A 23,606-nucleotide genomic window follows, 5' to 3' on the forward strand; every position below is an offset into this window, starting at 1 on the left:
TTTCAAATTTCCATCTGCAAAACAAACTCCCGTGGCATTGCGTCCTTACACACTATTTCGATTACTGTCGTATGGTCATCTCTATTTTCTGCGAGTCGACATCCCAAGAAGTCTCCTTTCATGATCCAACTTCCCTTCAAGACGATACGTATCGTGGATGGCATACTTTCAGCATGGATCCACTTTCGAGAATAAACGCTTACTTCTACTTGATTTCCAGCCTCATCATATTGATCTGATTCCTTGCCATCATATAATCGTAAATCAGGATCGACAGCGCTTACGATGAGTTCATCGCCTGCTTCCCGAATCATGATCATCGCAGGTGTGTCAACAGCAAGAACCCATCCTGTTCTGACGTCTGCATTTGCTTCGAACAACGCATAGGCCGTCGTTTGGTTAACATGATCCTTCACGATGTGTGCGCTATGATCTTTGCGAAGCACTCTATATGCCGCGGATTCCAAACTTCGCATGTTCTTGCAAAATGCTTCAATATTAGCGCGATTCGTTTTCACAAGTATCGTATATTCATAGCTGCCTTGTTTAGGTGCACATCCATGCCCCAATATGGCAGTAGCAAAACTGCCCTGCGTATCCGCATCCGTAGCTTGATGCTTGGAATGCTGAACACTTTTAGACAACGAGAGCATTTGTCCTTCTGGGATGTAATAACCATTCTCCAAATGATCCAGAAGCCATATAGGTTCGTCCAATACACGCTCATATGCATATGGAAACTCACAAATAGAGTTGTTGTCATTCACCCAGATTGGACTTCCTAGATCAGCAAGGTGATTCTGAAACAGTGTCGTTTCGGTAGGATAGACTAAGTTCGTATTCTCAATATCCGAACCAAGACAAATAATTCGGTTATCAAAAAAGAAGACGGATTTGCGTGCACGGTGGCTTCCTTCATATTTCGGATGCTCGTGCAGCTTCATCGCGAACATACCGTTCCGTCCTTCCAAATTCAATCCTCCGGCATACGTTTCATCCGAAAGCAGCATCTCTTCGAAGCCGCTAAAGGTATCCACGTTCCGAACATTCGAGCGCAGATCGGCTATCGGTTTATGCACGGTCGTTGTCCCTGGCCAGCGGTTCCAATCCCAGCCGTCGTGATGATAACCGCTGTCCGTATGATTTATGGGCTCACCTTGGCTCATGATTTGCAAATGGCCATGCGAAATGTACCGACCATATAGGTTGGCGCTTACGTACGTTTCGTTCGCCCACAAATACCTGCTGTGCCCTCTTGCGCCTGCAAGCCAAGAATCTCGGCGATGAATCGCCAGCGCTGCAAAATTCATCGTCCAATGTCCGTCTGGATCCGCTTCCGGTGCAATGCGCATAGTTAAAAACTGCTCAGCTGCTTCGGATTCCTCCTTGTGAGGGAGCAGCCGTAAATAGGCGGCCGCCACCTCTTCGTCAACCGGTTTCGATCCATCCGGGGTACCCGATAACGCCATATATTTGTAGGGTTCTACTTCCAATGCTCCCTTACCTGTAGGATGACGGGCCGAAAGACTAAGCAGCCATTCGTATTTGTTGGCATATAATCGCATTGCTAGCAGCGCCTTGCGAATAGATGCGTGGGCTCGTTCATCAATTCGATAGACGGTACCGCTTATCAGATAGATGACTGGCGTAACCCCCAGAAAGCCCCCTATTGCATACGCTGGGTAATGATTAACATGATGGTAGGCAGAACCGTCTGATTTGTAGGCGGATCTTAGGCCGGGTGCGGGTATAAGAGATTGGCTGAGCCATTCTCTGAACGAAGACAGCTCGCGCACTTTCGTGAGCGTGTCGTACATAATCAGAAGACTTGCTAGAATGCCATGCAGCGTGGTGTTGAAAATATCGATATTTCCTTCAATATCTTCAAGCGGTGAATGTATTCGTCCAGCGCCGCTAAACCAATACATCGTTTTCTGTGTTCGTTCAAGTCGCCCCGCTTGTTCAAGCTCAGCTCGCATCAAAAAAACAGCCGGATAATAATGACGGAAATTGTAACCGAAATGATGGACCGTCCCTTGGGAGCTACCATACGCCCACCCTTGCTCATCCAAATGATCCAGTAAATCAATAAAGATAACTTGCAATTCTTGTTTCCAACTCGAACGTCCTGCAGAACGATAGTGCAAAGCAATTTCCAGCATGAAATCTGTGTAGGAAGATAGCTGTATACTGTTCGCGAGCTTCTTCAAGCGTTCTTTGTCCGACTTTGGAAAATGGTCGAAGAATGGAAGATCGATGGGCCTTCCAGAGATTACATCTCCGTTTCGTGAAATTCCGAAGGTGGAAAAAATCTCCCTTATTCGTTTGATGTCCTCAAGGGCGACGAATCGATCTTGTAGGATCAGCTTCTCGAAACGCTCATTGATCATGCCATGCGTCCCTTGCTGCTCGGATGCACCGACTTCGGGCACCGAATTCCTGTGCTCCAGCTCAGCAAAAGCATACAAGCTGAGCCAGTGTGCGTTAGCATTTTTATCTGCCTCTAGATTAACGAATGGCACTTGCTTATCCCGTGTATGAAAGCGAGGATCAATCGGTGTATTTAGCATAAGCTGATTGATGTACAACTTCCCCATGCCAATTCTTCTCGGTGCGAGAATGATCAGCGTGTCCATTTCGGGATGCGGGTCCCCTTGCATATCTCGCTCATAAGCAACCCAGGCCGTACGCCACCCGCGAAAATTGAGGTGAAACACAAACTGGCAATCCACCTCTTTGTTTCGTCCAAATTGAAACGTAAGCACATCTTCTAATGGTTCTGGGTTATAGATCCATACAACGAATGAATCGCGTTCCTGACTGATCGAGCCCTCTTGAAAAGGACGGTAAAAAATGGGTTCATTCACTTCCAAATAGGAATTTGAGGTATATTCCCATTGCAAACTATGCGTACCATATTTGTATTGCTGATCGCTTAGAGATAAGTGTGAGCTGTGATCACACGAGAATTGCGGGGGGATTTCATTTTCAAATGAAAATATCTTCATACTTACGCTCCTATTAACTACCGACTATGCATGCCATTTGTAGACGTCCTTATTTCGTGGCCTGATAACGGTCATACACTGTTTGATAAATCTTAATCATTTTATCCAGACCCATTTCATTCAGCTTCTTCACATAGTCTTCCCATTCTTTGTCGATGCCGCCGGACATCATCCATTTGGCATACATCTTGCTAACGTAGGCATCCACATCCGTCAAATAACGTGAAATTTGATCGTTTTCTTCCGCTGTGAAATAAGCTTTGGGAAATGAATCATTGACAAGAAATGGCGCATAAACGTTGTCGATATCGACTTTGGACCTTTTTCCTGATGCTGCTGCTATAGCCATGTCACCTACCGACTTCGTGGTAGCCCAAACAGAATAAGCAGTTGGAGGCACTTGTTTGAAATCATCCTCATTAGCCCCTTGGGGAAGATTCACGGTTTCATACTTGCCATCTGAGCGTCCTTTTAAGCTTTGTCCACCAATCACACCTTTGCTAAGCTGCAAGGAGTTTGTCGGATCATACATGTTATCAATCCAGCGAATGGTGGCTTCGGGATGCTTGTTAACATTCGTAATCGCGAACGAACCTCTCAGCAGAATTCCTGCAGGATACTCCGCCCACACCTGCTTCTGTCCAGCCGGCCCTTTCAGTGGCGGAAGCGAAACGTAATCTTGGTTAGCCGGATTCCAATCGAAGGCGACGCCTACAATCCCTTTAGCTGTTTTGGCATTGAAAACCTTGGTGTCCTGGGTGAAGCTTTCTTGGTCGACCAACCCTTCGGAAATAAGCTTGTTCACATATTGGATTGCTGCCTTATATTCCGGCTGAACAGCCGTATAGATCACTTTGTTATTCTCAACGGACAAGTGATTGTTACCCGCTTTATGAACATCACGATCGAGACGACCAAAAGCGCCGAATAAGGAATTCAGATCGTTATTCCAGTTTTGTTGAAATGACGTCGGGATCTGATCCTTTTTATTGTTGCCCCCAAGATCATTATCCTTGAAAGCCTTCAACGTTCGATACAGTTCATCGGTCGTCGTCGGCATAGGCAGCTTCAGCTCATCTAACCATTTCTTATTGATGAACATCGTTGATTTCGTTCTAGAATACGTTTCATCAATTGTCGGCAGTGAATATATATGTCCGTCCGGGGCCGTTAACTGCTTTTTGTAGACTGGATTATCCAGCAACATTTTCTTTAGGTTCGGCGCATAGGTATCGATATATCCTTCCAGCGGAATGAGAATACCCTGTGATCCATATTTAACTACATCCGTATCTTCGCTCAAAATACCATGCGCATAGAAGGCATCCGGTAGCTCTCCGCCGGCAAATAGCAGGTTTTTCTTTTCCTGCCAGCTGCTTCCCGGTGTCAAGTTCCAATTGATATGGATGTTCGTTTTCGTTTCAATATCCTGAAAAAACTTATAATCGTTCAAATCTTTACCTGATGGTGGTTTGAACGCAGCGATGTTTAATGTCAGCTTTTCTTTGGCAATGGGAAAATCAGTTACGTTCAAATCCTTCGGCGCTTGCACCGTCGTTTTTTTGTCATCAACAGTTACAGCTTGCTTATCTCCACAACCTGCAAGTCCAACAGCCATACTTAATGTGAGTGCAACTGTACCTAATCCCCATTTATAATTCATATGCCAGCACCTAACCTTCCGAATGGATAATAATTTATACAATTCGCGACTATCCTTTTAAAGAGCCGACTAACGCCCCTTTCACAAAGTATCTTTGGAGAAAAGGGTACAAGATAAGCATTGGCAGACTGGAAACGATAATAATAGCGTATTTCATCAGCTCAAGCTTTTTCTGTTGCTCTTGTGAGCCATCTAGTAAATTTTGCAAATCAGAGCCTTCATTCATGATGAGTATGTTCCGCAAAATAATTTGCAGGGGCTGCATGCCATTGCTTTTTAAATAAATCAACGCCTGAAAATAGGAATTCCAATGCCCTACTGCATAAAAGAGTACCATCACTGCCACAATCGGCATCGCCAAAGGAATTGCGATTTTAACAAAAAACTTTACATTCGAGCAGCCATCGATCATGGCCGATTCGAGTACCTCAGCTGGCACATTCGATTGAAAAAATGTACGAACAATGATGACATTAAATACGGAAACAGCATTCGGGAGGATCATGGCCCAGGTTGTATTCAGAATGCCCAGATCTTTGACCAGCAGGTAGGTCGGAATAAGCCCGCCACCAAAAAACATCGTAAATACAAGCAGAAACATGAATGCATTTCTTCCAACCAAATCTGATCTGGAAAGCGCGTAGCCGGCCATCACCGTCAGCACTACATTAAGCGTCGTTCCGGTAACCGTATACCATAACGAATTTTTAAAACCAATCCAAATGACCGCATCGGAAAAGAGCCTTTTATAGCCATCCCATGTCACTTGTTGAGGTAAAAACAACAACCTTCCCGAGTAAATCAAATCCGGATTTGTCACCGAAGCTGTTATAACAAAATAAAGCGGGTAGATAACAAGTAAGAGTAAGATCACAATCAACGAATAATTGATTACGTCGAAGGTAATATCTGTCCTATTTTTAGCCAGCTTCATAGATTCCCCTCCGCCCTTTTACCATAAGCTTGTTTGTTTTAACGATTTAGCTATTTGGTTCACACTGATTAATAAGATGAAGTTAATAATGGTATTAAACAAACCAATCGCAGAAGAATAGCTGTACTGTGCTTGAACAAGTCCCGCTTTATAAACATAAGTCTGAATCGTCTCTGATGCATCGATATTCAGTTGATTTTGCATCAAGTACACCTTCTCGAAGCCAACACTCATCATATGACCCATGTTCATGATCAGCATGATAATGACGGTCGGCATGATGGCCGGAATATCTATGTGGAAGACGCGCTGCAGTTTCGTTGCTCCGTCGACAACCGCTGCCTCATGATATTCAGGATTGACAGACGTCAGTGCAGCAAGATAGATGATCGTTCCCCAGCCTACATTTTGCCAAATTCCAGAGAAGACGAATACGGTCTTGAACCAATCGGCACTGCCCATAAAAAAGATGGGCTCAATTTTAAATGCAGCCAATAGACTGTTCACTGCACCTGTTTTGGGTGACAGCAGCAGATACACAATTCCGACGACAACAACTGTGGAGATAAAATGCGGAGCATATGTAACCGTTTGCACAAAACGTTTAAAACGCTCGTTTGTTAATTGATTAATCATTAACGCCAGTATGATTGGAGCAGGGAACGCCACGAGAAGTTCATAGATACTGATACCAAGCGTATTTCTAATAATCGTTCCCAGTTGATACGATTGAAAGAACCGTTCAAAATGATCGAAGCCTACCCATGGACTGCCGACGATCCCTTTTAACGGATTGAAATTTTTAAATGCAATCTGCACGCCATACATCGGTACATAATGAAAAATAATAAAATAGGCAAGCGTCGGCAGCAAAAGCAAATATAAATCATAGTTACGTATAATTCTTTTGATCATTTTCGAATTTAATGACATTTTGTTTTCACCTCCGCTGTATCTTATTTGTTATTGATACACTGCCAAGAATTGAATCCGCCTTTATACATGTCATTTAATCATCCCCACGACAGCCGGTATATAAGTGAGATCGCCAATCCGCCTATGCGAAATTTATGATCTGCCCCATTTCAACCCCATATGTCGAATTTGAACCGCACATATGCTGTTTTCAACGTGTTAATTGTCTACTTTTCTTGTTTTCGGTATTCACCAGGCGTTATCCCAACTTGCTGTTTGAAGGTACGGATAAAACTTGATACATCATAGTAGCCTATCTGCTGTACAATTTCCTTAACGGAGCTGTTCGTGTGTCGAAGCAACCGTTTTGCCTGTTCGATCCTTACCTCTTTCAAATATTCCATGACAGTTCGACCTGTCTGTTCTTTGTAATAACGACTCAAATAGGACAAGGAGAGAGAAAAGTGCTCGGCAATCTTTTGTACGGAGAAATCGTATTCGCTATAGTATTGCAAAATATATTTGTTTATTTGGTCGATCATTACGGCAGGGGATGCCGATTTAGGCTCGTCAAGGGAATGACATAATGCTGTACAAGCGGTAGTGAGTAAGTCAGCAATTTCATCTAATGTCGTATAGTCGGTCAGAGCTAAAATGTCCGGCAAGCGATCACTTGAGCATCCTGGACTTCTATTTTCCATGAACGCAATAAATTTATGAATGATGTCATAACAAAGCTCTTTGGCGATAAACAGGGTCATTCCACTCTGTTTAATTTTAATGGTGATTTGATGGACATCTCTGGTAATCCGCAATGCTTCACCGTACTGCAACACAATTTCCAATTCATCCAGAATACGTCTAGGATTCAACAAATCTGCATGATCATGGGCCATTAAGTCATCGAAAAAGATAACTCGCTGATTCCCTTTAATCATCTTATAATCTATCGCCGTTGATGCTTCCAAATAGGAACGCCCCACTTGCGATAGTGCCCTATACCCGTTTCCAATCCCCAGCGTAATCGGTATGGCATACGTCATATTCAAATGATCGTGTAAACGGTTCAGCCACAGCTTTCTATCCGGTAGCTTGCCTCCCCATGACAAAATAAAAATCGCTCTTCGTTCTTCTAAGCCGATCTTTACATGTCCCACGGCATCTCCTCCGAACTGCCGCTCTACTTCTGCAATCAACTTTTCCTTATAGAACACTTGGGAAACAGGGACTTCCAGGATCATCACCGTAATATCTGGAAAAGGAAAGGTAACGCCAACTTCTTCGCCCCGTTCATTAACATCGTCCAGTGTTTGAAATTCACCCCTCAGTAAACTGCCGAGAAAATGATCTCTTACCGCTGAACGATTTTCTTCCAACTTGCGGCCCAAGGTTCGATTCGAATCGGCAATATCGTTGATAACACTGCCAATGGCTTCGAATATGTTCGTTTTGTGAATCGATTGACCTCGAACTGTTTCTACGAGAGAGGCTAGCTTTTTAACCGGATTGTAATTAAATAGCATAGCAACATAAATGAAAGCGCAACCAATTGTGAAAATGAATAACAAGTAGCCAATCCACTTCAGGATGGCTTGATGAACTGGCGCTACGACTGAAGAGTAGGGAAGCATAATGACATAGGTCAAACCGCTTTGCATTGATTTTTGAAATGAAACAACAAACTTTTGATGTTGAAATTCTTGAATATGTCGTTTGTTCTCCCCATTCACGATTTGCTTGTAAACGTCGAAGGATTTCATGGAATCCAATTGTTTGTAGGCGGATATTACCCTGCCTGCCTGATCGAAAACGATCGCGTTCCCATTCGGCAGCAGTTGCTCTGGATTAAGTCCTTTGAGTAATGTGTCTTCTTTCAGTTCAAACAAGACCGTCCCATACGGTTTTTGGTTCCTCATCGGAATAGGCACGATATAAGTAATCAGACGTTGTATGGGTAACCCCTCTATCCTAACGTCCTCTGCTGGCCGAAGCATAATGGTGTTCACATGGTTCAGATCATCATTAAATTGTTCTTCGGTCCATTCGGAAAAGTGGTACAAATTGCTCGCAAAGTCTTTGACCTTATAAGTACTTAACGAAGAATATAATTTCTCCGATCCGCGAATATGGAGAACAATTTCACGAATACTGTCATCAACAACCTTACCTTCCAATACCTTTTTCCCTTGAAACATATTAAACATATCCTGTGTCAGCATATAGGGTGACAGTTCCGGAGCTTCCGTAATCTGATTGGCAATTTTATTCATCAGAATTAGTTTGTTATCAACCTCGAACTGGAAGCTATTCAAAAGCGACTTATTGTTTCTCTCAACTTCGTCCCCCACAATCGTTGACAATTGATAATATCCTGTAATTCCCAAAAAAAGCATAGGCAAAAAAAGAAGCAAAGTAAACGAAAACAAATATCTATTAAAAACCGACATAACCCTTGGTCTGTATTTCGTAGACTTCATCATCATTGATTACGCTCATCCTTTGGGCTATGACATGAACTTATCCATATCATTATGCATAGTATCAAGACAATCCAACAGGTGAATAATTTATACCCCTGTACAAGATAAACACCTATCCTTTAGAATGTAATCATTTAAATTGCCATCAGAACGATATAAAAAGGGCGCCACATTGTGAAAACTGTGCGCCCTTCTTATGAGCCAATCCGATGAAATTTTCAAGCTTGTACCGTCTCCCGTTCTTTATTTTCATACAATCTCTCGATTGTTCTTTCAATGTTAGGTTCCTTAATATGTAAATCAACAATACTGTTGCCCTCAGTGATTTTAGCAATAGCTTCAGCAATTGCAATCTCGTTCGTATTGATGATAATCGTTTTTCTCGGTCCCTCTTCACTAATAACCCTCAATCGAGAATCATTAAGTGATACATTGTCTTCTGCAAAATCCACGATTAACATGTACCCTTCACTGTATAAGTCTTTTAATTCCCCTATGGATCCGTCAAATATCTTTTGCCCATGATCAATCATGATGATTCGATTGCAGATTTGCTCAATATCGTCCATATCATGAGTGGTTAATAGGACAGTCGTACCTTTTTCTTTATTTAATTCCCTCACAAAACGTCGAATACGACTTTTAGCTACGACATCAAGTCCAATCGTAGGCTCATCTAAATATATAATTTCAGGGTCATGTAGAAGAGCAACCGCCAAATTGGCTCGCATCTTTTGTCCCAAGCTTAGTTGTCTAATCGGTCGATTCATAAATTCCTGCATCTCTAACAACTCAACATAAAGGTTTACATTTGATTTAAACTGTCGCTCTTCAATACGGTACATTTTCTTATACAGTTGAAAAGTCTCTGTCATTGGCAGATCCCAATACAATTGAGATCTTTGTCCGAAAACTACACCCATTTTCTCCGCATTCTTCACTCGATTTTCGTGAGGAACTCTCCCATCAACGCGAACAATTCCAGAAGTTGGTGTCAAAATACCTGTTAAAATCTTGATCGTAGTCGATTTGCCAGCCCCATTTGGACCGATATATCCAACAAGCTCTCCTTTATCAATGCTAATATTTATGTTTTGAATAGCGACCTTTGTTTCAAATTCACGAATAAACAACGATTTTAACGTCTTAGTCCAACTTGAATTTCTTTTATACACTTTAAATTCCTTGCATATATTTTCCATTTCAATATAAGCCACATAATCATCCCTTTCATCAAGACCCTGTGCTGTTATAGTGTTTAATCCCTTTGAAGAAAAACATAAGTGCCAGAGTAAATAACACAATACCGATAATCGGATTAAGAAATTGAACCAATGGATGAAACATTAGAAAATCGTTTTTTTCGAGAAAATATTGTGCTGGATAAAAATTGATGAATGCATAAGGAAACAATAAGGTTAATAACACCTGCAGAAACTTGCTGTACGCAGATATTGGATATTGGATAAACCTTTTTAAATCAAACATAAATAGGTCAATTAATGCTTTATTATTCGTTATCCAAAAGGCGGGCACAGAAGTGAACAGAAATGCTGCGCCTTGTATGAGAGTACCTCCAATTAATACTAGGACAAGGAACAATAGATTCATTGCGCTTAATGTGATTTGAAGTTTGTTGAAACAAATGATGATAACACCGATGGCAACAATCACATTGTTAAAATACCCGGTGCTGAATTCTTTGCATACTAAATATAAAAAAGGATTAATTGGTTTTGTTAAAATTTCATCAAATTCTCCGCTTTGGATGCGTGAAGCTAGTTTCATGCATGGATGAAACAGAAAAAATCCAGCAAAGGAATACGAAGCTAAACTTAATGCATATAAAAACATAACCTCGTATGTTCCCCATCCAGCTATTTGTTTGAATTTAGAGATGAGAATATAAATGAGTAGAAACTCCGTTACCCATACGGATGCTTTGGAGAAAGAGGTGAGTAAAAATGCCCCCCGATATTCTACCACTCCGTTTAGCTTAATTTTGATAAATGCCAAATATAGCGGCAGTCGACTCATTTTAGCCTCCATGGACGATCACTTTTTTTTCAACTTTATTCCAAATTAACTTTTCCACGATGATCAAAAGAATGATCCAAACAAATTGAGTACAAATAACGTTGATAGACTCATGCCAAGACAATTTCCCCAAGAGTATGGCAATTGGCTCGAATGCGACAAGATGAAAAGGCAACATTTTGCTAATGTATAATAAAAAATCTGGATAAAACCACAGGGGGACAAAAGTGCCTGCAAAGAGTTGAAAAAATGCCTTCATAAACCAATCAATATAAAATGAAGTCGTCATCCAGAACGTAGTTAATCCCAAAATATAATTGAAGTAGTAGATGATTATAAAACCGTTAATCAGGCTAATAAAAAACAGCAAAAGGCTATTTGTCTGATATGGCCATGTAAACCCCGAATAAATAATAATAAGCAGAATCGCTGGAACTGTATTGAAGATGAGCATGTACACATTCTCGCCGATTTGGTTAGCAAATATGTAATACTTAAAATTAATTGGCTTGATGAAGTCGGTGCTTATAGAACCATCAACGACTTTGCTCCCGATCTCATTAGCGATATTCGAATAGATCAAAGAACCAATTATTGAATTGACGATGACAAAATTAATCATATCTGTTAATTGAATACCGCTAATAGCCGATTGTCCTTTAAATAAGGCTGTCCATATACTGATTAGTATTAACATCTTAATTAGTGAACTGATGGCGCTAATATAGGAGTTCATTCGATAAACAAACTTTTGAGAAAATGATATTTTAATGAACTCTAGGTATACTCCCACTCAATAGCCTCCTGCTTCTTCTTGTTCCAATGATTTCCAAAGGGTACAAACATCGTAACTTAATTTTTCCCAAAGATGAATTGTCAAAATCTAAAATCAATCTTCAATATTGAAAGTCAAGAAAAAAAGCAGCAAGGCCAGCCCCCTAAGAGGCCAACCTGCTGCATACAACCCTAGCGATCCAACATACGCATAACCACCGTGACGGCTTCCGCTCTCGTCGCCACGTCAAACGGTTTAAAAGCATGATTCTCCCGGCCATCAACTAGCCCAAGTGAGTTAGCCCGCGAAACTAACGGCAATGCCCATGAGGGGATCTGAGAACTGTCGCTAAACGAAGACGCAGTCGATGTTCCCTCGCTTTGTGGCAATGCCCTTACTAACATGGCAACCATTTCAATTCGATTTATTGCCTCATTAGGACGCAGAGATTGGTCTTCATAGCCCTGAATAATGCCTGCTTTCAACGCAGCGCCAAGTTCTCCCGCCGCCCATGCCGGAATACTCGCCTCATCCGTGAAATCCGGCTTCGATGGTTCCGGCTTCAAGCCCAGAGCGCGAACCAGCATAGCAGCGAATTGAAGTCTTGTCATCGGTTCGTCAGGTTTAAAACTGCCATCTGAATAGCCGTTCACAATGCCCTTGGCAGCAGCCTTGCTGATAGCTTCTGATGCCCAATGTTTCGGCACATCTACAAAAGTCCCCGGCGTTGGTACTGATGTGGAGGGACCCGGCGGTTTTGAAGGCTGTGGAATCGTCGGTTCAGGCACCGGGTTAGGCAAAGGCGCTGGATTATACCCAGATGATGAATCCGATGAAGAATTCGATGAAGACGAATTGTTTATCTGCGGGCGTTTTATCATCATGGTATACGTTTTATGAATGCCGGACGGCATCGACACATCAATCAGAACAACACTGCCGCTTTCTGCAATGGCCAGCGGTCCGCTTTCGCTGCCGCTTCTTACCGACTGCGCCGAAGCCCCGTCTACGCTCACCTGAATGTCAGCCCTCTGACTTAAGGAAGCCGGCGTAATTGTCATGCTGCCGATTCCAGTGGGAGCCATCACCGTATAATAGGTAATATCCGAGCGGAAGGCTGGCGTGAGTGTCAGAGTAGAGCTGATCTGAAGGCTGCTTAACTCCGGCTTGCCTTCTTCTTCTGGCATGCTCCTGCCCGCAGATGGCCCAACATCGGCAGCCGTAAGCGGCTTAAGTGTAGGAACGGCTGCTTGGTCGTACTCATCTGCACCAGCGTCGGGAGTATGCGTCCGCCTTTGACCGTCCATATCGTCCAAAGGAACATATGGACCTTGGGCGCTATCAACCGCGGGACTTAGCGGCGACAAGCGAATCAGACCGTCGCTGCCACGGACCAGCTTCAGATCACCTTTGTAAGTGGCGCTAACGACAGTTGCATTCGCCGCCACAGCAGCGAGACCATCGACCATATTGCCGACATAAGTCGGTCGGCCTGCGGACGTGATATCTTTCGTTTCATTGAATATCGTCCCTACGTTACTGAAAATGACATTATTATAAACTTGCGTTCCCGTCGGTTGGAACGTGCGCTGGGCAACTTTGAGGGCCGATGCTTTATTGCTTAAGTTTACGATTGTATTATTGTAAATTTGCACATTATATTGCCGCCAATGCCCACGCAGCAGCTCCTGCTGCCGTTCTGCCGAAAGGCTCCTAAGTTCCGCGAAATCGTTCGGCCCAGTGCCCCAACGTATAATGGGGTTCGTGCCTCCCTCCGGCCCCGCATCTTCCGTTCCGCCATCAAGCTGAATGGCATCATCCGTAAGTCCTTCCATGTAATTATTATAAATCTTGTGATCATTCCCATAGAGACGGAAACCGCTCGTTCCAGGTTTTTTGCCATCTGCGATAATGAAATTGCCATAAAAGCTGTTGCGATGACCGTGCCGGGCTACCATTCCTCCATAGGAATTCAATACGGTGTTGTAGCGGATTATATTATCGCTGCTCTTCACCGAAACGATCTCGTCCTCGCCGTTCAATCCGTCGAACAAATTATATTGAATCGTAACATGTCCAGGCGCCAAAGATAATCCGGAAAGCCCCAGGCGGATCGCTTCCAATCCGTTACTTACCCGTGGACCGATATCATGGAAGTGATTGTATTCAATCACATCGTACTGCGAGACCGAATCCTTGCCGTCATACGTCATCACTGCGCCGAAACCGGTTTTCGGACCGATGTCATTGTAAGCAATCCGATTGTGGCTGCTGGTGCCTTCCACCCGAATATAATGCCGGTCGGTTCCGCCGTCCGTAAGCAGCGCCGAATTCGGGGAGTGCGACGTTTCGCCCGTATAAACAGCTCCGTTCGGATCATAGGTGCTGCCATAACGGCAGCTATTTTCAACGCCAATCACACACCAAATTGGTTTATTGACGCTGTTCTCAGCCTTTGTAAAGCGATATTTCTGCCCCGTTTCATCCAATGCAAAGGTATTGCGCACAATGGAGACATTGCTGGAGTCATATAATTCCACACCTGGGTGCAGTCCCTTCAACGTTGCGATCCTGTCTTCCGGGACCGCTCGGCTCCGCAGCGTATCCTCACCAAGAGCCGATCCGCCACCGGAGTGGAACGTAAGTCCCTCAACCTCAATATAATTTGCATTTTCAATATGCATGTAGCTGTCGCCAGCGATAACGGCCTTCCCTAGTTCAGCAGCGACAATACGAATCGGAAGCGCAGCCGTACCTGCCTTATCTTTGACAACGAATGGACCGTTTTGTTGATACGTACCATTTTGCAATTCAATCGTCGTCCCTTTAGCGGCTTGATCCAGCGCATTTTGCAGTTCTTGCGCGGAATTGACCTTCACCACCCGTACCGGAGGGAGGGGCTCCACGGGTTTATCACCTGCTTGCGGAGGACCGCTTGGCTCTGAAGGCTCATCCACTTTGGGTGCAGTGCCCGTATAAAGTTCAACTTCGGTAATACTATTCCAATTGCCTGAGCTGCCCGAAGCCGTATTTCCATATCCGACCAGCCGCAGATATCGAACTTCTGCCGGAGTAGTCAGCACATAAGGCTGCATAATATCATCTTCGACTTTGAGCAATCTACTTTTTCGTTTAGGCAGCAGCACGGTCGGATTCTGGAAATCCGCTTGATTGGAGCCTATAATTTCGAAATTGCTTTGACGGTCGATCGCGTTCAGGAAAGCAATATTCAAATAGGTAACCTTCTCTGGCTGACCCATATCGAACTGCAGCCACTCCCCTTGTCCAGAAGCCGACCAACGGACATCATTATTCCAAACACCGTCCACGACATTCGCAGGAATATTCGTCGTGTTCGGCTGGTAGGAACTAGCGGTAACCGTACTTGCGTTCATCGGCACTTGGCCATTCGTTCCTTTGGCCGATAGCCGATAGGCTTGCAGCGTATACGTATTCATTGCATCGCCGTTTGATAATCGGATCGTGAGCTTGTTATTGCCCGGCGTGAGATGAACTTGGGTAACATCGCTTATAGGCTGATTCACCCCTGCAAGATTCGTCAGGGTCACCGCCGTTGAAATACCGCCACTGACTTGCATGGCTAAACGGATGGAATCGGCAGCCTGTGGAACGATGACCTCATACCCGTCCATCTTGGAAGACACGAAGGGAATATTCATCCCGATCTTTTGGCCGCCGTTCCAAACATCGAGAGTAGATAACTGGATGGCCGGCATTTTCTCCACAAAGGTGAAAAAGGATCCATCAGTAAGCTCCGTATCCGCAGCGTAGTAAGCTTCGCCATGCACCTCCACAGGAGTTAATGACAGTGGAACCGCGTGGCTGAAATCGCTGCTTCCGCTCGTCAGCAGCAAGCCGCCTAGCGGAAGCATTGCCGCAGGAAAGGCAACTTGCACAGTTCTGACATTTCCCGTATTTCGAACTTTCCATGTCCGCGCTGACTGCTTAAAGTCCGCACCGTAGGGCGCAGAAGGAGCCAAACTTCCGTTATCTCCCCACAGAAGGTACTGCTTGTCCGCCAAAGCTTGTTTAGCGGTAATGATGACCTGCGCAGAGGCTTGTCCTTCGCTGCTCCGGCTTGTTGCTTGCGCCAATGCTCCTTGCTGATCGCGGGCGATACCTGCAATGTTATTGCCATAAGCCATATTGGCATCCGTTGGCCAAACGACCATCGGCGAAGGGCCTGCCGATACATAGTCCTTCCCCTTCAGCGGCGTTCCGAACTTAAGGGCCATGTACGTCTGCACTTGACTTTGCTGTACGTCTGTAAGTGTCTCACCAAACACGATCATCTCGCCAATTTGTCCGTTATAGCCGGATCCTCCACCGACAGCAGAACCGAGAGACATCGGGTTACTTGCGTTTCCAACCATTGGAAGGCGGGCTTGTGTTGATTTGGCTATCGTTTGCCCATCTAGCGTAATTGCTTGATAAACAGCACTGGAAACGGCTGGATGCGAATCATAATGAAACCCCCAACTATTGTATTGAAGAGGAGGGATTGAATAGCCTGTCGTGAGTCGTGGATTTCCAGATAGGGTAGCTCCCGAATCCCACAAAACTTGCGAAGTGCTGGAAGGGATATATGCTCCGAACACTCCTTTTCCTTGCAAAGTTTCGTAAAAGATTTGAGAGTTCTGATTTGATAACGTTAGCCCCCCAGCAACCAAATAAACACTCGCCTGCTCGACCGGCTCATCCTGGTCAAATAACCCATTTTTGTCCAATAAAAGACTTCCATTGCCTGAACTGGCTGAACGAATAAATTGCACCGAAGGCTGGAAATTCAGTGCAGGATTGGACAGAGTATACTTCGGCTTTGCCCTCGGACCCTTGTCGCCAACCGTCCCGTCATTGATGAAATCATTGCCTTGTGGACTGCTGTCCTTCCATACCGTTATATCGCCATTCCCACTACGGGTCACGCTGTCGGAGTCCGCTTTCAGCCACAATTTCAGCATGTTGGCATCCACACCGCCTGGTGTTCCTGCCACTGTGCTATCTGCATGTACTTTGGATCCCCCTAGCGGCAACCACGTCAATGTTAATGCTGCTGCGAGCAGCAAGCTGACTCCCCGTTTCGAACGCACTCTGAATTCTTTGGACATCTTGCTCAAATTCTCATCACCTCTTCTGTATTGTGAAGCTTTTAGGCATCATTGCTGAATACCGTAAAAGCAGCTAAACTCATCCTTAGAAAAACGGTTTCGCCACCCTGAGAGATCAGCCTATTGTTAGCGACCTATCCTATTGAGGGAACTCTGGGAAGCTATTTAGGCAAATAGCAGGGATGCGAGGGTCATAGCGGAACTACAGGGTCTTATTTCCACGAAAAAGCGCTGAATTTCCCATCAAAAGCCAAAATAGCGTACTATAGTTCCCTCAACCTCGCTATAATGCTACTTTTGGCTAGAATAGCGCCCTGTAGTTCCCCCTTACAGGTCCTACATCATCTACTGTGAGCGGTTTCATTGCTAAAGCATGACCGGAATCGTATTCGTCAGCGCCAATGGCTATACTTTGCTCGCTTGCCTCAGCTTGCTGCATCGCACTTGTCTCCAAAATCATCGTTTCCGTATGGCTTACAATTAAGTTGTTATACACCTTCGTGCCCACGGGTTGGTACGTTTTTCCGCCAAGAACAATAAAATTTGTAAGATTCCCCGTGTTCACCAGCGTATTATTGAACACCTGGACATGATATTGCCGCCAATGCCCACGCAGAAGCGCTGTTCGCTCCTCTTGCGAAAGATCCTCCAGAACCGCAGACTTTTCCTCATCTCCACTCATCCACTTTACCGTAGGATTTAGGCTTCCTTCAGCTCCTCCATCATGTGATCCGCCATCCAGTTTTATCACATGATCCGTCAAGCCTTCCATATAGTTGTCATAAATTTTGTGATCGTTGCCATAGATGCGAAAGCCGCTCATCCCCGGCTTTTCCCCGTCACCCAAGAAGAAGTTGCCGTAAAAGCTATTGCGATTCCCGTGTCGAGCGACGAATCCCCCGTACGAATTCCGAGACGTATTATAGCGGATGATGTTGTCGCTGCTCTTCACAGAAATAATCTCATCCTCGCCATCAAAACCGTCAAACAAATTATACTGGATCGTTACATACCCAGGCGCTAATGAAAGGCTTGATAAACCGAGCCGGATCGCCTCCAATCCGTTCGTAACACGCGGGCCGATCCCATGGAAATGATTATATTCAATCACATCATGCTGCGAGATCGTTCGTCCGCCATGCCCCTCTCCGTCATAAATAAGAACGGCGCCAAAACCTCTCTTGGGCCCAATATCATTGTAAGCAATCCGGTTGTAGCTGCTCACTCCCTCCACTCGGATATAATGGCGGTGCGTTCCATTGTCGGTGATCAGTTTAGCATCTTCATAAGGGGTCGGACCGCTATAAACGGCTCCATTCGGATCATAACTGCTGCCATAACGGCAGCTGCCTTCGACGTCATACAACCCCCATACTGGACCTTTATTCGTGAGAAAACGATAAGGCTGGCCGGTCTCATTCAAGGCAAATGTATTGCGAAGAATCGAAATTCGGCTAGAGCTCTGCAGTTGAATTCCTGGATGTACACCTTGCAAGATACGGTGCGATAGACCTCTGTCTCTAAGCGACCGTTCGCTGGAAGAAGAGCCGATCCCACTATGGATCATAAGCCCGGATACTTCGATATAGCTTGAATCCTCTATGTGCAAATAGCTGTCACCTGAGATAATAGCCATTCCCAAGTTAGCAGCCTCAATCCGAATCGGCATGCCGTCCGAACCCTGCTTATCCTTTACAACGAATGGGCCGCTTTGTTCATATATCCCGTTTTGCAGCTCAATGACGCTTCCTGCGACCGCTTCATCCAATGCCATCTGCAATTCTGCAGCCGTGCCAACCTTTATGTATGTCAGCATCGGCCGCACTTCCCTATGATCCCCCATATCCTAACTCCTCCATAATTCTCTGTTATTCACTTGCATGCTTAGAACACACGATGCTTCCAACCTTGCAGCTTGGCAAGAGCTTCAACATAATAGTAGTCGCCATAAATCAACGATACATTCACATTCGTCTCAGCCGGTTTATGCCCCGTTCCCCCACGGAGAATGCCTTCATGCTGCGGTTCATCGAAGGCGGTATATCTCTCCGATAAAGATTTCAGGATGCGCTCAGCAGCCGAGCGGTACTTATTGGCGTCCTCCGCTTGAACGACTTCGGCAAGCTCAAGCAAACCCGACGCCGCAATGCTTGCAGCAGACGTATCCCTTGGCGCCTCGCTGGCATTCGGTACCCGAAAGTCCCAAGGAGGCACCATTGCTTCTGGCAGCGAGCTAATGAAATGATGAGCTACCTGCTGAGCTGCATGCAGGTACTTCTCCTTCTTGGTATAACGATATGTGTTTGTCATGCCGTATAACGCCCAAGCATTCCCTCTGGACCAGCTGGAATCCTCCGCAAAACCTTGCCCGCCCATATGCTCCAGCAATTCCCCAGTTATCGGATCGAATACAGCAATATGACAAGTCGATCCATCGCCACGGATCATATGCTTGATAACTGTATCTGCATGAGCACAGGCGATTTGAGAAAATCGCGGGTCTTGCAGCTCTTCCGAAGCCCAGAACAAGATGGACAAGTTCATCATGCAATCGATGATGGCCCAGCCAGTCATATCACGATTCCAAGCCCTAAGAAACTGCCCAGCCAGATTAAATCGGCCTGCAAGGAAGTTGGCTGCTGCAAGTCCTCGGCGTCGTCCATCCATATCTCCGGTCAGCTTGTACTTGAGTACAGATGTGGGCAAATACTGAAACCCTACATCATGATGAAAATGGTTGTCTTCCAGCAGATGACGTTCCATCCGTATATCCCACTCCCAGGCAGCAAGCTTATAGCGTTCTTCGGCGGTTAAATCATAAAGAATCCACAGCATCCCCGGCCAGAATCCGGAGATCCACTGATCAAGCTTTAAGCCATCATATCCCCCTGACTGGGCGGCATGCGGCGCTAGTTCAATCCCTCGGCTCAGCATGACATCAACCTTGTTCTGCACTCCATTCCACCAAAGATCGAGAGATGCTGGATCAATTATTGTTGGCTTTTGAATTATTGTTGATTTTTCAATTATTGTTGGCTTTTCCATGAATGTGATCTTCTCCTTTTTATCCTTTAATGGCCCCAATTAAAGCGCCTTTCACAAAATATTTCTGCAGGAAAGGGTAGACCATAAGAATCGGCATTGTGGCCACGATAATGGTAGCATGCTTCAAGGTTTCCCCTACGATCGCCACATCCGCACCGCTGGACCCGCTCGCCATCGAGCCTGCTTCGTTCATCAGCAGAAGCTCTCTGAGCACAAGCTGCAGCGGGTACAGCGATCGATCTTGCAAAAAGATTAGCGCGTTAAACCAAGCATTCCAGTGACTCACCCCATAGTAGAGCAGCATAACAGCGACAACAGGCATGCAGAGTGGGAACATAATCCGAAACAAAATAACGAACTCGTTGGCCCCATCTATTTTTGCCGATTCTTCCAGACTATCCGGTATCGCTTCAAATGCTGTTTTCATCAGAATAAGATTAAACGCTGAAATTGCTTGCGGTAAGATTAATGCCCACAAGGTATTCGCCAAGCCCAGCCCCTTGACAGTAAAATAAAAGGGGATCATGCCACCGCTGAAAAACATCGTAAAAACGATATACAGCATGAGAGGCTTCCGATAGCTCAAGCATTTCCTCGACAAGGCATATGCGCCTAAAGACGTGAGAAAAATGTTAAGCGTTAATCCCACGACAACAATGATCATCGTATTGATATAGCCGTTCATGATTGTTCCATTTTGAAACACAAGCTTATAGGAATTCAGATTAAACTGAAGCGGTTTCCAGAGAATTCCGCTATGCTGCATATAGAGAGTAGGATCGCTTAGTGATGCAAACAAGACATACACAATAGGATATATAGTAGCTACAGCGAGCAGTGACAATAACGCATAGTTCCCGATATCAAAAGTCCACTCACCGACTGATTTGCGATACATATTCATCCTCCCTCTACCACAGGCTGGTATCGTTCAGCTTGCGGCTTAACCAGTTGGACCCGACAACAAGCGTAAAGTTAATGGCCGAATTGAATAAACCGACGGCCGAGCTGAAGCTGTAATTGAATTCCTGAAGCCCTACCCGATATACATAGGAACTAATAACATCAGCGGTATCATAGATGGTCGGATTATAAAGCAAAATTATTTTTTCTGTCCCCACACTCAGCATCCGGCCCATCTCAAGAATCAACAAAATGACAATCGTAGGCATGATTCCTGGCAGCGTGACATGGCGCATTTGCTTCCATCGTCCTGCGCCATCGATCTTCGCAGCCTCATACTGCTCGGTATCAATGCCCGCCAATGCCGCTAAATAAATAATGGTGCCCCAACCAATATGCTGCCATACCCCCGATGAGACATAAATCGTCCGGAAAAACTGAGATTCAAGCAGCAGGGAGAGTCTCTCCCCGCCCAAAAAAGCGATAAAATCATTGATTAATCCCCCGCTTACGGTGAATTCCTTGATCATTCCGCATACGACGACGAGTGAGACGAAATGCGGCATATAGGTAATCGTTTGGATAGATCGCTTGAAGATCGTCTTCTTCACTTCGTTAAGCAGCAGAGCCAGGATAATCGGCGCAGGAAAGCCAAAAACGAGATCATACAAGCTGATAAGAACCGTATTTTTAAGCGTGCGCCAGAAATAAATCCCTTCGAAAAAAACTTTAAAATGCTCGAATCCAGCCCACGGGCTTCCTATAATGCCAAGTCTCGGTGAGAAATCCTTGAAGGCAATGATTGCGCCATACATGGGAATATAGTGAAACAGTGAAAAGAATATAAGCACAGGAGCCAACATGAGATAGAGCAGCTTATTTTTGCTAATGTCATTCAACATTCCCCCGCCTGGGAATGAATTTGATTTCACTGAAATACCACCTCTCTATCTCTTGTTATAGCGATCAAGCGAATTCTGATAAATGTTTACGGCGCGATCAATGCCCAGCTTTTTAATTTGTTCCACATATTTGCCATAATTCTCAAGCGGTTCCTTGCCCATAATAAACTTCGCAAACATTTCTTCCTTATAATTGCTTATATCGTTAATAATTTTGCCGAGCTCTTTGCTTTCTTCTGCGGTTGGCGTAAGAAATGCTGGAATTGTATGTTTAGCCGCATCGGTATTTGACCATATTTTGACCGCCTCATCTTGCTGAGGATATGTATTCCAGTTTCGACGTTCATCTGCTTCATAAGGACCGTTTGGCTTTGTAAACTGTGCGACCATTTGCTGCAAGCTGTACTTCTCATTTTTCACGATCTGATCTGTATACACAGGATTTCCGTCTTTCATGACATAACTTTCGCCCTCGACGCCAAAATTGAACAATAGACTGCCTTTTGTGCTGTAAGCATAATCCAGCCAGCGAACAGCCAGCTCCGGATTTTTCGTTGTTGCCGAAACTGCTTTGCTAGGACCAGGATTATACTTGAAATCTCGCTGCCCTGTAAAAGGCTTCTCTCCCTTTTGAAGGACTGGATAAGGCGAACCTACCAAATTGAACTTCGGATCCTTCGTTTTCATGGCATCCATCCATTTTCCCATGCCTCCGCTCAGCAAGGAAACGGTTGCACCTGTTTGACCGCCAAGCATCTTCGTATCCAGCACTTTCCCGTCCGTCAATGCAAAATCTTTATCAAACAAGCCTTCTGCATACCATTTGCGGAACAAGGTTAAAAAGTCCTTATATTGGGGGTCGACAGGTCCATACTTGACTTTGCCTGCGTCATCGAGATAGAAGCTGTTTGAAGTATGATAAGCCCCGATAAAAGCATCGCGAATCTCAAAATTCCCATTGACATAAGTCACACTAAGCGGTGCTTTTGCTCCCTTTTTGTCACGGAACGCTATCAATGTCTTTTCCCAATCATCGATCGTCTCAGGCAAAGGCAATTGAAGTTCATCCAACCAGTCTTTACGAATAATCGGTCCACGGAATACAAGTCCAGAAGGGTTGCGGATCATCGGAAATACGTAGTATTTGCCGCTATCCGTTTTGATCATTTTGTCGAGCTCTTTGTCCTCCTGCAGCTTCTTCTTCAAGTTCGGCGCATATTTATCAATCAAATCATTCAGTTCCAGAATGACTTTATCGCTAATGGCTTTCTCGGGTCCGCCAGGGTAAGACCCCGAGCTTCGCCCTGTCCAATCGTATTCAATGACATCCGGCAGTTTCTCAGAGACAATCATGAGATTGAATTGTTCTTTCAATTGTTGATCATTCGGATGGACATACTTGACTTCAACACCCGTTTCTTTCGCGAGCTGCTTGCCAAAAGGAGTTTCAGCCAAATTTTGATAAAACGTGATAGCATTGTTATTTATGCCTTCCCATGATGTTAGCGTTTCCTTCGTATTCATTGGATAGGTTGCTGTAGACTTGGCTGGATCAGCATTGGGCGTATTTACGCCATCCTTGCCAGTACTTCCGGTTTCCGAGCAAGCCGCAAGTACAATACTTGTTAACATGAGGATACTTAACCCCGCAGCGCCATATTTGCGATGCTTTCCTTGTGATCTTAGGCTTTCCATATTGGTTCCCCCTAATCAATAGTTAACGGTGTGCATGTTTCATTTTGCTTAAAAGATTAGAAAAAGTATATATTCAAAAACTAAACCCGTACGTTAAAACCAGAAATACGAGGTTTTGCG

The 23,606-nt window shown here is 44.8% G+C and carries 14 protein-coding genes; all 14 read right to left on the reverse strand.

The features are described from left to right. Window positions 1-2 precede the first annotated feature (2 nt). Complete coding sequence (locus BC351_RS07180) at window positions 3-3,008, reverse strand: chondroitinase family polysaccharide lyase (RefSeq protein ID WP_079410152.1); 3,006 nt, start codon at window positions 3,006-3,008, stop codon at window positions 3-5. A gap of 49 nt (window positions 3,009-3,057) precedes the next feature. Further along, a complete protein-coding gene (locus BC351_RS07185; RefSeq protein ID WP_079410154.1) occupies window positions 3,058-4,671 on the reverse strand; it encodes a type 2 periplasmic-binding domain-containing protein in 1,614 nt (537 codons plus the stop codon). A 49-nt stretch (window positions 4,672-4,720) separates the two neighbouring features. Further along, entirely contained in the window at window positions 4,721-5,605 is an 885-nt protein-coding gene (locus BC351_RS07190; protein ID WP_079410156.1) for a carbohydrate ABC transporter permease, read from the reverse strand. 18 nt (window positions 5,606-5,623) lie between these two features. Further along, a complete protein-coding gene (locus BC351_RS07195; protein WP_244208908.1) occupies window positions 5,624-6,538 on the reverse strand; it encodes an ABC transporter permease in 915 nt (304 codons plus the stop codon). Window positions 6,539-6,747: 209 nt separating this feature from the next. Further along, the gene (locus tag BC351_RS07200) at window positions 6,748-8,880 is read right to left on the reverse strand and encodes a helix-turn-helix domain-containing protein (RefSeq protein ID WP_158082005.1); all 2,133 of its coding nucleotides are present in this window, start codon (window positions 8,878-8,880) and stop codon (window positions 6,748-6,750) included. Window positions 8,881-9,218: 338 nt separating this feature from the next. Then, complete coding sequence (locus BC351_RS07205) at window positions 9,219-10,217, reverse strand: ABC transporter ATP-binding protein (RefSeq protein ID WP_079410160.1); 999 nt, start codon at window positions 10,215-10,217, stop codon at window positions 9,219-9,221. 16 nt (window positions 10,218-10,233) lie between these two features. Further along, window positions 10,234-11,037, reverse strand: a complete 804-nt coding sequence (locus tag BC351_RS07210) for an ABC transporter permease (RefSeq protein WP_158082006.1) — start codon at window positions 11,035-11,037, stop codon at window positions 10,234-10,236. 1 nt (window position 11,038) lies between these two features. Next, complete coding sequence (locus BC351_RS07215) at window positions 11,039-11,830, reverse strand: ABC transporter permease (RefSeq protein WP_079410164.1); 792 nt, start codon at window positions 11,828-11,830, stop codon at window positions 11,039-11,041. A 173-nt stretch (window positions 11,831-12,003) separates the two neighbouring features. Then, the gene (locus BC351_RS07220) at window positions 12,004-16,941 is read right to left on the reverse strand and encodes a chondroitinase-B domain-containing protein (protein ID WP_244208913.1); all 4,938 of its coding nucleotides are present in this window, start codon (window positions 16,939-16,941) and stop codon (window positions 12,004-12,006) included. 301 nt (window positions 16,942-17,242) lie between these two features. Further along, window positions 17,243-18,784 (reverse strand): polysaccharide lyase 6 family protein, encoded by a 1,542-nt coding sequence (locus BC351_RS07225; protein ID WP_079410168.1) that lies wholly within the window; start codon window positions 18,782-18,784, stop codon window positions 17,243-17,245. Between the two features lie 41 nt (window positions 18,785-18,825). Beyond that, on the reverse strand, window positions 18,826-19,986 hold the full coding sequence (locus BC351_RS07230; RefSeq protein WP_079410169.1) for a glycoside hydrolase family 88 protein: 1,161 nt from the start codon (window positions 19,984-19,986) through the stop codon (window positions 18,826-18,828). A gap of 19 nt (window positions 19,987-20,005) precedes the next feature. Continuing rightward, a complete protein-coding gene (locus tag BC351_RS07235; protein WP_079410171.1) occupies window positions 20,006-20,884 on the reverse strand; it encodes a carbohydrate ABC transporter permease in 879 nt (292 codons plus the stop codon). Window positions 20,885-20,897: 13 nt separating this feature from the next. Further along, on the reverse strand, window positions 20,898-21,791 hold the full coding sequence (locus tag BC351_RS07240; protein WP_079410232.1) for an ABC transporter permease: 894 nt from the start codon (window positions 21,789-21,791) through the stop codon (window positions 20,898-20,900). Window positions 21,792-21,836: 45 nt separating this feature from the next. Next, window positions 21,837-23,486: an extracellular solute-binding protein gene (locus BC351_RS07245; RefSeq protein ID WP_079410173.1), complete on the reverse strand. Its 1,650-nt coding sequence runs from the start codon at window positions 23,484-23,486 to the stop codon at window positions 21,837-21,839. Window positions 23,487-23,606 lie beyond the last annotated feature (120 nt).

The organism is Paenibacillus ferrarius, assembly GCF_002027705.1.
In the GTDB taxonomy this organism is placed as follows: Bacteria; Bacillota; Bacilli; order Paenibacillales; family NBRC-103111; genus Paenibacillus_E; species Paenibacillus_E ferrarius.